Origin of the sequence: Streptomyces antnestii (assembly GCF_004005495.1) — a bacterium.
GTDB classification, from domain to species: domain Bacteria; phylum Actinomycetota; class Actinomycetes; order Streptomycetales; family Streptomycetaceae; genus Streptomyces; species Streptomyces antnestii.
Map to the genome: position 1 here is coordinate 75076 of NZ_RZYA01000018.1, position 14284 is coordinate 89359.

Annotated in this window: 10 protein-coding genes; 1 reads left to right on the top strand and 9 read right to left on the bottom strand. The window is 71.8% G+C overall.

The window, feature by feature from the left end; translation table 11 throughout:
* Positions 1-58 precede the first annotated feature (58 nt).
* The 4 genes from EOT10_RS30035 to proB all read right to left on the bottom strand — a co-directional run bounded on the left by EOT10_RS30035 (position 59) and on the right by proB (position 3832).
* A complete protein-coding gene (locus EOT10_RS30035; RefSeq protein WP_127831512.1) occupies positions 59-649 on the bottom strand; it encodes an SCO2584 family spore wall biosynthesis protein in 591 nt (196 codons plus the stop codon).
* Between the two features lie 78 nt (positions 650-727).
* Complete coding sequence (locus tag EOT10_RS30040) at positions 728-2011, bottom strand: glutamate-5-semialdehyde dehydrogenase (protein WP_127831513.1); 1284 nt, start codon at positions 2009-2011, stop codon at positions 728-730.
* A 63-nt stretch (positions 2012-2074) separates the two neighbouring features.
* Positions 2075-2536 carry a DUF8830 family protein gene (locus tag EOT10_RS30045; protein ID WP_127831514.1) on the bottom strand — a complete coding sequence of 154 codons (462 nt, stop codon included), beginning with the start codon at positions 2534-2536 and terminating at the stop codon, positions 2075-2077.
* A 189-nt stretch (positions 2537-2725) separates the two neighbouring features.
* Positions 2726-3832, bottom strand: a complete 1107-nt coding sequence (proB, locus tag EOT10_RS30050) for a glutamate 5-kinase (protein WP_127831582.1) — start codon at positions 3830-3832, stop codon at positions 2726-2728.
* 374 nt (positions 3833-4206) lie between these two features.
* Between proB and EOT10_RS30055 the strand changes: the two genes are divergently transcribed.
* Positions 4207-6324: a hypothetical protein gene (locus EOT10_RS30055; protein ID WP_127831515.1), complete on the top strand. Its 2118-nt coding sequence runs from the start codon at positions 4207-4209 to the stop codon at positions 6322-6324.
* 239 nt (positions 6325-6563) lie between these two features.
* Here the strand turns inward: EOT10_RS30055 and obgE are convergent, their stop codons facing one another.
* From obgE to EOT10_RS30080, 5 genes are all read right to left on the bottom strand, one after another.
* Positions 6564-8000 (bottom strand): GTPase ObgE, encoded by a 1437-nt coding sequence (gene obgE, locus EOT10_RS30060; RefSeq protein WP_127831516.1) that lies wholly within the window; start codon positions 7998-8000, stop codon positions 6564-6566.
* A 106-nt stretch (positions 8001-8106) separates the two neighbouring features.
* Complete coding sequence (gene rpmA / locus EOT10_RS30065) at positions 8107-8361, bottom strand: 50S ribosomal protein L27 (protein ID WP_100594223.1); 255 nt, start codon at positions 8359-8361, stop codon at positions 8107-8109.
* Between the two features lie 14 nt (positions 8362-8375).
* Positions 8376-8696 carry a 50S ribosomal protein L21 gene (gene rplU, locus EOT10_RS30070; protein ID WP_127831517.1) on the bottom strand — a complete coding sequence of 107 codons (321 nt, stop codon included), beginning with the start codon at positions 8694-8696 and terminating at the stop codon, positions 8376-8378.
* Positions 8697-8914: 218 nt separating this feature from the next.
* Positions 8915-10267: a phospholipase D-like domain-containing protein gene (locus tag EOT10_RS30075; RefSeq protein WP_127831518.1), complete on the bottom strand. Its 1353-nt coding sequence runs from the start codon at positions 10265-10267 to the stop codon at positions 8915-8917.
* A gap of 232 nt (positions 10268-10499) precedes the next feature.
* Positions 10500-14234 (bottom strand): Rne/Rng family ribonuclease, encoded by a 3735-nt coding sequence (locus tag EOT10_RS30080; protein ID WP_127831519.1) that lies wholly within the window; start codon positions 14232-14234, stop codon positions 10500-10502.
* Positions 14235-14284 lie beyond the last annotated feature (50 nt).

The following is a 14284-nucleotide window of genomic DNA, read 5'->3' on the forward strand; positions in this document are numbered from 1 at the left end:
ACACGACAACTTCCGCCGGGTCCCGGGAGCCGCGCCCGCGGCCGGTGCCCGTCCGTGGTCAGGGGGTGCGCGGGACCGCGGAGACCGGTGGCCGGGAGTGGTCGGCGGAGGCGGAGGGGGCGGTCGGGAAACCCTTCTCCAGCTCGGTCGTGGCGGGCGGCGGCACCCGGTCCTGGCGCCCCGACGAGGCGCCGCGGTAGACGGCGGTGAAGGCCAGCGCGACCATGCCGACGCCCATCAGGACGGCGAGCATCCAGGCGACGGGGCGGCGCCAGCGCACCTTGGCCGCGTAGGCGCCGGGGCGCGGGTAGCCGTCGTCGTCGACATCGGGGTCGTAGAGGTCGTCGGCGTCCGGGCCGTGGCCGTGTCCGCCCCTCGCGCCCGGGCCGTATCCGTCGTCGTAGAGGTCGTCGTCCACCGCGGGGCCGCGGGTGCGGGCCCGGCGGGCCTCGGCCTCCTGGGCCTCGGCACGGGCCTGCGCCGCGTCGAGCAGGCGCTCGACGGCGCTGGGTTCGTGGATCCGGGCGGCCCGTACGAAGTCCTCGTCGAAGACCACGGAGGCGAACTCTTCGTCCGCGCCTCCGCGGTCGCGCTCGTCGTCGGGCTCCCAGCCGTCAGGGAACGGCGTGCCCCCCACGTCGTCCGGCACGCGTCCAGAGTAGACCTGGGGGGTCGTTTTGGGCAGTCGGTGGGGGAATTCACCTTGTCCCGCACCGCTGTCCCGCGGCTACCGGATGTGGCCGTCCCCGGTGACGATGTACTTGGTGCTGGTCAGCTCCGGAAGGCCCATGGGCCCCCGAGCATGAAGCTTCTGGGTGGAGATGCCGATCTCCGCGCCGAAGCCGAACTGGCCGCCGTCCGTGAAGCGCGTCGAGGCGTTCACGGCGACCGTCGTGGAGTCGACCAGCTGGGTGAACCGGCGGGCCGCCTGCTGCGAGGTGGTGACGATGGCCTCGGTGTGGCCGGACGACCAGAGGCGGATGTGCTCCACGGCCGCGTCCAGGGAGTGCACGACGGCGGCGGCGATGTCGTACGAGAGGTACTCGGTCTCCCAGTCCTCCGGGGTCGCCTCGACGACGGTGGCCTTGGAGCCCTCCGCGTAGGACAGGATCCGCTCGTCGCCGTGCACGGTGACGCCGGCCTCGGCGAGGGCCTGGAGGGCGCGCGGCACGAAGGCGTCGGCGATGTCCTGGTGGACGAGGAGGGTCTCGGCCGCGTTGCAGACGCTGGGGCGCTGGGCCTTGGAGTTGATCAAAATGTCGACGGCCATGTCGAGGTCGGCGTGCGCGTCGACGTAGACGTGGCAGTTGCCGGTGCCGGTCTCGATGACGGGGACGGTGGAGTTCTCGACGACGTTCTTGATGAGGGACGCGCCGCCGCGCGGGATGAGGACGTCGACGAGGCCGCGCGCCCGCATCAGCTCGGTGACCGAGTCGCGGCTCTCGCCGGGCACGAGCTGGATCGCGTCGGCCGGCAGGCCCGAGCCGCCGACGGCGTCGCGCAGCACGCGCACGAGGGCGGTGTTGGACTCGTACGCGGACGAACTGCCGCGCAGGAGCACGGCGTTGCCCGACTTGAGGCAGAGGGCGGCGGCGTCGACCGTGACGTTGGGCCGGGCCTCGTAGATGATGCCGACGACGCCGAGGGGGACGCGGACCTGGCGCAGGTCGATGCCGTTCGGGAGGGTGTTGCCGCGCACGACCGTGCCGACCGGGTCGGGCAGGGCGACGACGTCGCGCACGTCGGCGGCGATGGCGCGGACCCGCTCGGGGGTGAGCGTGAGGCGGTCGATGATCGACTCGCTGGTGCCGGCCTCACGGGCGCGGGCGATGTCCTTGGCGTTGGCCTCGACGATCTCGGCGGTACGCACTTCGAGGGCGTCGGCGATCGCGGCGAGCGCGTCGTCCTTCGCGGCCCGCGGCAGCGGGGCGATTTCGCTGGCCGCGGCCCTGGCACGGTAGGCCGCCTGGGCTACGGGGGTCATCGAGTCGTACGGCGAGAGCGAGGTCATGCCGGGAAGCGTAATGGGGCGGCGGAGCCGGGTCGGCACATGTCCCGAACCCTGAGATGTGACCTAAAAGGGATGCACGCCCACCGGGGTGGCGGGCAGGGGGCCGTAGCCCTCGGCGATGCGCTGGTGGTACGTGTCGCGGTCGATGACCTCCAGGCCGACGATCTCCCACGGCGGGAGCTGGGAGCTCTGACGGTGTTCGCCCCACAGGCGCAGGGCCACGGCGGCCGCGTCGTGGAGGTCGCGGGCCTCTTCCCAGTAGCGGATCTCGGCGTGGTCGACGGCGTACCGGCTCGTCAGCAGAAAGGGGTGGTCGTGTGCCAGCTGTTCGAGGCCGCGTCGCACCTCGGCGAGGGGTGCGTCGGCGCCGGAGACGCTGAGGGTGACATGCCAGAGGCGGGGGCCTTCCTCCGTCACCGCGCCCTCCTCCCGCCCGCCGGGCTTGTACGACTCCCCGGCCGCGACGCTGGTCAGTGCCCGCTCCGCCGACCCTCGGGACGTGGCCCCCGGGCGCGCTCGCCTCACGACGGCCTCCTTTGCGCAATGGTCGTGCGGAACTTCCTGAATCAAAGTTGAGCAGGCCAAGCGCCCTCGTGGGGCGGTTTTGGGGAAGGTCCCCCGACGAGGGCCCGGCTTTCAGCCGTTTACACGGTTTACGCCCGGTGCGGGCGCCGGATCTTCACCCGCACCGGCCGTCCCGGACTGCGCGAACGGTCAGGCCCGCAGCAGCACCAGGTCGTCCCGGTGCACGACCTCGCGCTCGTAAGCGGCCCCCAGCTCGCGGGCCAGCTCCCGGGTGGAACGGCCGATGAGCTGCGGGATCTCCTTGGCGTCGAAGTTCACCAGGCCGCGTGCGACGGCCCGGCCCGCCCCGTCGCGCAGCTCGACCGGGTCGCCCGCGGCGAACTCGCCCTCGACGGCCGCGATGCCCGCGGGCAGGAGCGACTTGCGGCCCTCGACGACGGCCTTCACCGCCCCGTCGTCCAGCGTGAGCGCGCCCTGCGGCGTGGAGGCGTGCTGGAGCCACAGGAGGCGGTCGGAGCTGCGCCGGCCCGTGCGGTGGAAGTAGGTGCCCGTGTCGCGGGCGGCGAGCGCGTCGGCGGCGTGCACCGCGCTGGTGAGGACGACGGGGATGCCCGCGGCGGCGGCGATCCCGGCCGCCTCCACCTTGGTGACCATGCCGCCGGTGCCGACGCCCGCCTTGCCCGCGCTGCCGATCTTTACGTGCGCGATGTCGGCGGGGCCGCGGACCTCGGAGATCCGTGAGGTGCCGGGCTTGCTGGGGTCGCCGTCGTAGAGGCCGTCGATGTCGGAGAGGAGGACGAGGAGGTCGGCGTTGACGAGGTGGGCGACGAGGGCGGCGAGCCGGTCGTTGTCGCCGAAGCGGATCTCGTCCGTGGCCACGGTGTCGTTCTCGTTCACGACGGGCAGGGCGCCCATGGCGAGGAGCTGGTCGAGGGTGCGTGACGCGTTGCGGTGGTGGGCGCGGCGGGCCATGTCGTCGCTGGTGAGGAGGACCTGGCCGACGCGGACGCCGTAGCGCGCGAAGGACGCGGTGTAGCGGGCCACGAGGAGGCCCTGGCCGACGCTGGCGGCCGCCTGCTGGCGGGCGAGGTCCTTGGGGCGGCGGCGCAGGCCGAGCGGCGCGAGTCCGGCGGCGATGGCGCCGGAGGAGACGAGCACTATCTCCTTCTCGCCGCCGCTGCGGACCTTGGCGAGTACGTCGACGAGGGCGTCGACCCGGTCGGCGTCGAGGCCTCCCTGTGCGGTGGTGAGCGAGGAGGATCCGACCTTGACGACGATCCTGCGGGCTTCCGCCACGCCCTGCCTCATGTCCTGCCCTGCCGCTGACACGTGCGATTCCCCATAAGTGCTGACTGGCCACGGCCCTGATAAGCGCTGACTGACCATGGCCCTCGTCCAGCAATCTACGTGAGGGGCACGGCGCGGCGCCTCCGGGTTCCGAGGGGCGGACGGGCGGGCTGGCGCGATGTGGTGCCGGCTCGGGCCGCGAGGCGGATTCCTGCCCAAAGGTTCCGTGGGCCTTTGCCCCGTTATCCGGTGATAGGTGTCACCCAGGATTGCTAGCGAGGCCGCGAAAGTCATACGGTCAGTGGTCGGCCTTCGTTCAAGAACGCCCGCACCCCCACTATTCTTTGCCCGCCACCCGACCCCCCTGCCAGGAGCCCCGCCCAGTGCCCTCCGCCGGACTCGCCCCCCGCCGCGTCGTGCAGCTCTCCGCACTGTTCGCGATGTTCGCGCTCTACACGGCTCAGCTCGTCAGCGCGTTGATCCCGTACGTCCCGGTATTCGTCGCCGCGAGCGCCGCGGGTCTCGCGCTCGACACGTACCTGCAGTACAAGCAGCCCGGGCTGCTCTCGCTCCTCGGCAAGATCCGCTTCGATGTCACGGTGCGGCAGCTGCTGCGCGACATGCTCATCCTGGTCGGTCTGCTGCGCATCGACGGCATTCAGCCGCTGGCCGAGCAGTCCCCCCTCACCATCGCGCTGCTCGGCGTCTACGCCCTGCACTTCCTGTGCCAGGCCGTGGCGGTCCTCGTCCGGCGCACGCGCGCGCTGCCCATCGTGACGCGGAACATCGACGCGTCCGAGCTGCGGCTTTCCGCGGCGCCGCCGCGGATCCTGTCCCGCCGCCCGGGCCACCGCCTGCTCACCTTCGCCGTCCCCGGCACGATCGGCCTGCTGGCCACCGCGGTCACCACGAACGCCCTGTGGGGCGGCATCGGTCTCGGCGTCTCGATCGTGCTCCTCGGCGGCGGCGCGGCCTACCTGGCCACCTGGCTGCTGCCGAAGAAGCGCGCCCTGAGCGAGCAGAAGGTCATGGCCTGGCTCGACCGCTGGCTGGCCGAGTACCAGCCGACGGTCGCGATGTACTTCTCCGGCGGCACGTCGTCCGCGTACCAGGCGAACATGTGGCTCTCCACGCTCGCCGAGGTCGACGGCAAGCCGCTGATCGTGCTGCGCGAGCGGTTCATGGTCCAGAAGATCGACGCGACCGACGTGCCGATCATCTGCTTCCCGAAGGTCGCCACGATGTTCTCCCTGGAGAACTCGACGCTGAAGGTGATCCTGCACCCGGCGAACGCCGCGAAGACCTCGCAGGTCCTGCGCATCCCGACGATCAAGCACGCCTTCATCAACCACGGCGAGAGCGACAAGCTGTCCTCCTGCAACCCGTACGCGAAGGCGTACGACGAGGTGTGGGTGGCCGGCCCCGCGGCCCGCGAGCGCTACCAGCTCGCCGACATCGGCGTCGAGGACAAGGACGTCGTGGAGGTGGGCCGCCCGCAGCTGTCGCCCATCAAGCGCTCCACCGGCGCCCCGAAGGGGACCCGTGGCGGAGCCACGAATGAACGCTTTACGACCGTCCTGTACGCCCCCACCTGGGAGGGCTGGGACGGCAACCCGGGCAACACGTCCGTGCCGCTCGCCGGCGAGAACATCGTCCGGCACCTGCTCGCCGACGACTCCGTACGCCTGCTCTACAAGCCGCACCCGATGACCGGCTCGGTCGACCCGCGCGCGGGCGCCGCGAACGAGCGCATCAAGGCGATGGTCCGCGAGGCCGCCGCGAAGCGCTCCGGCGAGCGGCCCGGCCCCGAGGCCGCGGCCGAGCTGGCGCGGTGCGCCGCGGCGCTCGACAAGCTGACGTCCACGGCGTTCCGGCCGAGCGTGGACGAGATGGAGCGGATGATGCTCCAGGGCACGCCCGACGGGGACCGGCAGGCAGCGGTGGCCGAGGCGACGGCCGCCTGGGAGGCCGCGTACTGGGCGTCCTTCCCGGAGTGGGAGCACCTGGTCATCACGGACGCCCGGCCGGCGATCTTCACCTGCTTCAACCAGGCCGACGTCCTCATCAGCGATGTCTCCTCGGTCGTCTCGGACTGGCTGACCAGCGAGAAGCCGTACGCCGTCGCCAACACCTCGGGCATGTCCGAGGGCGACTTCCGCGCCGGGTTCCCGACGGTGAGCGCGGCGACGATCCTGACGCCCGAGGCAACTGAGGTACCGGCCCTTCTCGCGGCCGTACGCTCCCCGGAGACGGATTCCCACGCGGAGGCCCGTGCGGAGCTCAAGGAGCACCTCCTGGGCCCCTCGGACCCGCCGTCCCTGGACCGCTTCAACGCCGCGGTCCGCGCCCTGTGCGACCGGGCCGACGAGCGTCGCGTCCGCATGGAGTCCCGCCTCGCCGCGGAGATCCCCGGCCAGCGCGACACGGACACGGACGCGGCGGACGAGTTCGCCGAGGCACTGGAGTCCGAGTCGGAGACGGGCGACTCGATCACGGCATAGCGCTCCGCGCCCGCAACCAGAACATGGGGAAGGCCCCGGGAGATTCTCCCGGGGCCTTCCCCATGTCCAGACGTCGTCCGGTTCGGCACCGCCGACCACCACCGTCGTGGCTTGTCACCTTCGCGGCGGGAGTGAAGGGGCACCAGCCCCCTCCACCCTCGCTCGGCCGCAGGCGGCCTCCCGGGCTTCGGGGCAGCCGCGCCGGACTCCGTCCGTCGGCCCCACCCCCGCCCGACGCCCTAGAACGGCTTGAAGTCGTCGTACTCCTGCTCCGCGTCGTCGCGCTCCGCCTGCTTGTCGCGGCGGCGCTGCGCGGCCGGGCGCGGGGCCTCGAAGCGGTGGTCCTCGCCTCGGCGGCCGAGCATCTCGGCGCCCGACATCATCGTGGGCTCCCAGTCGAAGACGACCGCGTTGTCCTCGGGGCCGATCGCCACGCCGTCGCCCTTGACGGCGCCGGCCTTCATCAGGGCGTCCTCGACGCCGAGGCGGTTGAGGCGGTCGGCGAGGTAGCCGACGGCCTCGTCGATGTTGAAGTCGGTCTGGCGCACCCAGCGCTCCGGCTTCTCGCCGCGCACGCGGAAGAGGCCGTCCTCCTCCTGCACGACGGTGAAGCCCGAGTCGTCGACCGCCTTGGGACGGATGACGATGCGGGTCGCCTCCTGCTTGGGCTTGGCGGCGCGCGCCGCGGCGACCATCTCGGCGAGGGCGAAGGACAGCTCCTTGAGGCCGCGGTGGGCCACCGCCGACACCTCGAAGACGCGGTAGCCGCGGGCCTCCAGGTCGGGGCGGACCAGGTCCGCGAGGTCCTGCCCGTCCGGCACGTCGATCTTGTTGAGGACGACGAGCCGCGGCCGGTCGTCGAGCCCGCCGTACTGCTTCAGCTCCTCCTCGATGATGTCGAGGTCGGAGACGGGGTCACGGTCCGATTCGAGGGTGGCCGTGTCCAGGACGTGGACGAGGACCGAGCAGCGCTCCACGTGCCGCAGGAACTCCAGGCCGAGCCCCTTGCCCTGGCTGGCGCCCGGGATGAGGCCCGGCACGTCGGCGATCGTGTAGACGGTCGAGCCGGCCGTCACGACGCCGAGGTTCGGGACGAGCGTCGTGAACGGGTAGTCGGCGATCTTCGGCTTCGCGGCCGACAGGACCGAGATGAGGGACGACTTGCCCGCGCTCGGGTAGCCGACGAGCGCGATGTCCGCGACGGTCTTGAGCTCGAGGACGACGTCCTGGAGGTCACCGGGCACACCGAGGAGCGCGAAGCCGGGCGCCTTGCGGCGGGCCGAGGCGAGGGCCGCGTTGCCGAGGCCTCCGCGGCCGCCCTGCGCGGCGACGTACGTGGTGCCCTGGCCGACGAGGTCGGCGAGCACGTTGCCCGCCTTGTCGAGGACGACGGTGCCGTCGGGCACGGGCAGGACCAGGTCCTGGCCGTCCTTGCCGGAGCGGTTCCCGCCCTCACCGGGCTTGCCGTTGGTGGCCTTGCGGTGCGGGGAGTGGTGGTAGTCGAGGAGCGTCGTCACGTCCTGGTCGACGACCAGGATGACGTCGCCGCCACGGCCGCCGTTACCGCCGTCCGGCCCGCCGAGGGGCTTGAACTTCTCACGGTGAACGGAGGCACAGCCGTGGCCTCCGTTACCCGCGGCGACATGCAGCTCGACGCGGTCCACGAAGGTGGTCATGGTTGTGCCTCCAGTTACTTCTGGGTGGAATGTCTATCTAGTAACACGCGAAAGGCGGACCTGCTTCCCGTACGGGAAGTGAGGTCCGCCTCCGCAAAAGAACCGATCAGGCGACCGGAACGATGTTCACGACCTTGCGGCCACGGTGCGTACCGAACTCCACCGCGCCGGCGTTCAGCGCGAACAGGGTGTCGTCGCCACCGCGACCGACGCCCGTGCCCGGGTGGAAGTGGGTGCCACGCTGGCGGACCAGGATCTCACCGGCGTTGACGGTCTGACCGCCGAAGCGCTTCACACCGAGCCGCTGAGCGTTGGAGTCGCGACCGTTCCGAGTGGACGATGCGCCCTTCTTGTGTGCCATCTTGTCTCAGTCCCTTACTTCGCAGCCGTGGGGATACCGGTGACCTTGATCGCCGTGTACTGCTGGCGGTGACCCTGGCGACGGCGGTAGCCGGTCTTGTTCTTGTAGCGAAGGATGTCGATCTTCGCGCCCTTGTGGTGGTCCACGACCTCGGCCTGGACCTTGATGCCGGCAAGGACCCACGGGTCGCTCGTCACGGCTTCGCCGTCGACAACGAGCAGGGTCGAGAGCTCGACCGTGTCGCCAACCTTGGCAGTGGAAATCTTGTCAACCTCAACGATGTCGCCGACAGCAACCTTGTGCTGGCGACCACCGCTGCGCACGATGGCGTACACGCGGATCTCTCTCTCGCTCGGAACGGATCCCCTGAAGCCAGCCGCACACACACGCGCCCGAAGGCCCGCGATGTTCCGGATTGGACGAGCGGCCTCCCCCGGCGGAACCGGGAGGTGAGGTGCTCAGGGGTGCGGCGCTCAACAGACGCCGACGGTCAAGGTTACGGGTCACCCGCCGAAAGGGTCAAACCAGCCCCCCTTCCGACGGGTGCTCGCTGCTACGCGGGCGGCTTCTCGCCGTCCGCGGGCAGCGGCTTCACGCCCTTGCAGAGGTCCGTGGCGTCGGCCGCGCCGGGCCAGGCGATGTTCCACACCTTGTTGAAGTGGTCCCGGTAGGCGTCGTGCACGGAGTCGTCGTCGACCTTGACGATCGCCTCGTCGTTCTCGCGCAGCGCGGGGCCCGTGTAGTTCTGCGACCCGGTGAAGGTGATCTTGTTCCGCTTGCCGTCGTACATGCCGTCGATGAGCAGGTACTTCGAGTGGATGATGTACGGCGTCGTGAGCTTCGTGCCGGGGTTCAGCGGGTCCCGGTCGTCGTTGAAGCAGCGCAGCGCGGGACCGCCGGTGGTGTGCAGCCCCTCCCACGTGCCCTTCGTGCCGCCCAGGCTCTTGGCGCTGTCGGTCTCCGCGTACATGAGGCTGACGGCGCAGCCCTGCTTCTTCAGGGAGACCAGCTTGTCCGCGATCTGCTTGCGCGTGACCTTGAAGATCGCGGCGCGGATGACGGTCTTCTTCGCGACGCCGGTGACCGGGTCCTTGTAGGAGCAGGCGACGTTGTTGAGCACCGAGTACATCGTGTCGGACTCGTTGACCGTGCCGGCCCGCGGGAAGAAGTACGCCTTGTAAAGGCCGTTGCTGACGGTGCGGTAGTCCCAGGTCGACCAGCTCTTGCCGGTCATGTCCGTGAAGTAGTCCGAGTACGCCTCGTACATCACGCTGTTGTTCGGCAGCAGCAGCGCGTCGTTGTAGAACTTCGTGTGCGCCGACGGCGTCGAGTTCGACGTGGTCTGCACGACGACGTTCGTGGCGCCCTCGACCGCGGAGAACAGCCAGAACTTGTTGTGCATGATCGACTGCCCGTACTTGGGGTCTCCCAGGCAGGACTTGTGCGCCGGGCACAGCGTCACGAAGGACGAGCTCGTCCTGTTGGTGCCGAGGGCGGTCTTCAGCGTGGCGTACGACGTGTTGGTCGGCCGGTCGCTGACGCTGGACTCGTCGAGCAGGATCTGCACGTTCACGCCGCGGTTCTTGGCGGCCACGAGCGCGTCGACGACCGACGCCTCCCACACGTGGTAGACCGCGACCTTGATCACCGAACCGGGCAGCGCCGAGTTGGTGAGCTCGATCAGCCGGGTGCGGATCGCGTACTGCTGGTCCGTGGTGCCGTTGGGGTCGTTGAAGATCGGTCCCTCGGTCCACGTCGGGACGTCCGCGGTCGCCGTCCCCGTGGACGCGGTGGCCTGGATCCCCGCGGCAGACAGGACGGTGGCGAGCGCCACGACCTGTCTGCCGCCCTTGACCGGCTTCACCGCACGGTGGCGTCCCGTGCCTCTCAGACGCGCGTGCGCCATCACAACCCCTCCCCGTTCCCACGGTGCGCGCGTTCTCCCCGAAGCGCGGTCACGTGGACATCCTTGTTCACTCTTTCGACTCGATGAGTTTTACAGGTAGTTGGCCGGCCTCCAAGAGCGGGGGCGCCCCGGACCGTGCGATCCGGCCTGCGATCAGCACTCTGACACAGCGACGCCCCCGCGCCGCGGAAGGCGGCACGGGGGCGGTCGGTTCCGGTCAGGACCGGGGCGTTCAGGCCTCGTCGGCCGCCGCGGAGACGGACGGCTGAGCCTGCTGCTCGGCCGCGACGGTCTTCTTGGCGGCCGTCTTCTTGGCGGCGGTCTTGGTCGTCGCCTTCTTGGCCGTCGTCTTCTTCGCGGCCGTCTTCTTGGCCGCGGTCTTCTTGGTGGCGGCCTTCTTCGCCGTCGCCTTCTTGGCCGTCTTACGGGCCGTCTTCTTGGCGGCGGGCGCCTCCTCGGCGGCCTCGGGCTCGGCCGTCTCCGGCTCGGCCTTCTCCGCCTCGGCCGGCGTCTCCGTGGCCGACGGGACGACCATGACGGCCGCCTCCTCGGACGCGGTCGGCGCGGTGGCCTTGCGGACGGCGCGACGCCGCGGGCGGGCCGGGGCCGCGCTCTCGACGGGCGCCTCGGCGGGCTCCGTGACCTGAGCGGCCTCGGGCTCCGCGGCCTTCTCCTCGGCCACGACGGGCTCCGGCTCGGGCTTGGCGGGCGCCGCGACGGTCACCTCGGCCTCGGCGGCGGCCGCCGGCGAACCGGCCGGGGCCGTCGCCTTACGGGTCGCCCGACGGCGCGTACGGCCCTTGGGAGCGGCCTCCTCGACCGGGGCGGGCTCCGCCACGACCGGCTCGGCCACGACCTCGGCGGCCACCTCGGCCACGACGGGCTCCGGCTCGGCCTCGGGGGTCACGACCGGAACGGCCTCGGCCTTGGGGGCGCCGGCCGGAGCCGACGACCTGCGGGTCGCACGACGGCGCGAACGGCCACCACGCGCCGCGGCCTCCGCCTCGGCGGGGCTGCTGTACAGCTCCTCGTCGGGGACGAACTCCGGTTCGGCGAGCGCGACGGGCGCCGCGACCTCGGCGGCGACCTCCGCCTCCGTCTCGGCCTCGATCTCGATCTCGGCGGTCACGTGCTCGTGCTCGTGCGGCTGCTCCGCGCCGGCGCCACGGCCGCGCTTCTTGCGCTTGCCGCCGCCACCGATGGCGGTCGGCTGCTCCATGTGGACGATGACACCGCGGCCGTTGCAGTGGACGCAGGTCTCGGAGAAGGACTCCAGGAGGCCCTGGCCGACCCGCTTACGGGTCATCTGGACCAGACCGAGCGAGGTGACCTCGGCCACCTGGTGCTTGGTCCGGTCCCGGCCCAGGCACTCGAGGAGACGCCTGAGCACCAGGTCCCGGTTGGACTCCAGGACCATGTCGATGAAGTCGATGACGACGATGCCGCCCAGGTCGCGCAGCCGCAGCTGGCGCACGATCTCCTCGGCCGCTTCGAGGTTGTTCCTCGTCACGGTCTCTTCGAGGTTGCCGCCCTGGCCGGTGAACTTGCCGGTGTTGACGTCGACGACGATCATCGCCTCGGTCTTGTCGATCACCAGCGAGCCGCCGCTCGGCAGCCAGACCTTGCGGTCCAGCGCCTTGGCGAGCTGCTCGTCGATCCGGTACGTCGCGAAGACGTCGACCTCGGAGGTCCACTTCGACAGGCGGTCACCCAGGTCGGGGGCGACGTGGTTGACGTATCCGTGGATGGTCTCCCACGCGTCGTCACCGCTGACGATGACCTTGGAGAAGTCCTCGTTGAAGATGTCGCGCACGACGCGGACGGTCATGTCCGGCTCGCCGTACAGCAGGCTCGGCGACGACGTCGAGATCTGCTTGGACTTCTTCTGGATGTCCTCCCACTGGGCCTGCAGACGCTCGACGTCGCGGCGCAGCTCGTCCTCGCTCGCGCCCTCGGCGGCGGTGCGCACGATGACGCCCGCGTCCTCGGGGACGATCTTCTTGAGGATGGTCTTCAGACGCGCGCGCTCGGTGTCGGGCAGCTTGCGGCTGATGCCGGTCATCGAGCCCTCGGGCACGTAGACCAGGTAGCGGCCGGGCAGCGAGACCTGGCTGGTCAGGCGGGCGCCCTTGTGGCCGATCGGGTCCTTCGTGACCTGCACGAGGACGGACTGGCCGGACTTGAGGGCGGACTCGATGCGGCGCGGCCCGTTGGCCATGCCGAGCGCCTCGAAGTTGACCTCACCGGCGTAGAGCACGGCGTTGCGGCCCTTGCCGATGTCGATGAAGGCGGCCTCCATGGACGGCAGCACGTTCTGGACCTTGCCCAGGTAGACGTTGCCGACGTACGAGGTGGCCTGCTCCTTGTTCACGTAGTGCTCGACGAGGATGTCGTCCTCGAGCACGCCGATCTGGGTGCGCTCGCCGTTCTGGCGGACGACCATCACGCGCTCGACGGCCTCGCGGCGCGCCAGGAACTCGGCCTCGGTGATGATCGGCACACGGCGGCGGCCCTGCTCGCGGCCCTCGCGGCGGCGCTGCTTCTTCGCCTCCAGACGGGTCGAGCCCTTGATGGACTGCACCTCGTCGGCGCCCGTACCGCGCTCGCGCTCCTCCTGCTTGCGCGGCTCGCGGACCTTCACCACGGTGCGCTCGGGGTCGCTGTCGCCCGGCTCGCCTTCCGTGGACGCGTCACCGGCGCGGCGACGGCGGCGACGGCGGCGACGGCTGCTGGAGCCGGACGGGCCGGCCTCCTCGCGCTCGTCGGCCTCCTCGGCCTCCTCGTCCTCTTCGGCGTGCTCGGCCTCGGCCTCGGTCTCCTCGTCGGACTGCTCGTCCGACTCGGTGTCCGCGGAGTCACCACGACGGCGGCGGCGGCCACCACGGCGCCGGCGGCGCGTGGGGCGGTCGCCCTGCTCTTCGTGGTCCTCGTGGTCCTGGTCGCCCTCCTCGGCGGCCTCGGCCTCTTCGGCCTCGACCGGCTCCTCGGCGGCGGGACGCTGCGGCTCGGCGGCGGGCTGCTCCTCGGCGGCGCGGCCACGGCGGCGGCGACGGCGCGGCGTCTCCTCGGCGATGACGTCCGCGACGGTCACGGTCTCGACGGGAGCCTCGGCCTCGGCCGGCTCCTCCTCCTCGACGGCGGCCTCGGCGGCGGCGGCCGCGGCGGCGCGCTCCGGGGTCTGGAACATCGGCTCGGCGAAGACGGGCGCCTGGAAGACGGCGACGGACGGCCGCGCGGGACGGCGTCCGCCCTTCGCACCCTTGGCCTCGTCGGCGGCGGGCTCGGCGGCGGCGCGCGCGGCGGCCTTCTTGGCGGAGCGCTGCGCGGGCTCGGAGAAGCCGACGGCGGCCTTGCGGGTGGCGCGGCGGCGGGGGCGGCGGGCCCCTTCCGTGTCCTCGTCGGACGCGGCGGGAGCCTCCGTCTTGGCGGCCTCGGCCTTGGGGGTCTCAGCCTTGGGGGCCTCCGCCCTGGGCGCCTCCGCCGCGGCGGGCTCGGCCTGCTCGGCGGCGGACGCGGGCTGCTCGGGGGTACCGGCGGGGGCGGAGACGCGGCGCGTGGCACGGCGACGCGGGCGCCCGGCGGGCGCGGCCTCCGGCTCGGGGGCGGTCTCCTCGGCGGCGGCAGCGGGCGCGGCGGCCGGCTCGGCCGGGGCGCTCTCGGCTGCGTCGGGAGTCTCGGGAGTCTTGGGTGCACCGGCGGGCGCGGAGGCGCGGCGGGTGGCACGGCGACGCGGGCGCCCGGCGGGCGCGGCGTCCTGGGCCTCGGCGGCGGGCTCGGCCTCGTCGGCGACGGGGTCGGCGGAGGCCGTCACGGCCGGGGTGGTGTCGGCGGCGGCACCCGTGGGCGGGCCCGCGGGGCGCGAGGCCGCACGGCGCCGGCGGCGCGGCGGCAGGGTGTCGCTGGGGCTGTTGTTGTCGGATTCCACGGACGACGGGGTCGTCTCGGTGGGTTCGGTCGGCTCGAGCATGCGGGTGGATCTCCCGTCAGGCTCCCGGGCGCCGCGCCTGGTCCGGTGAC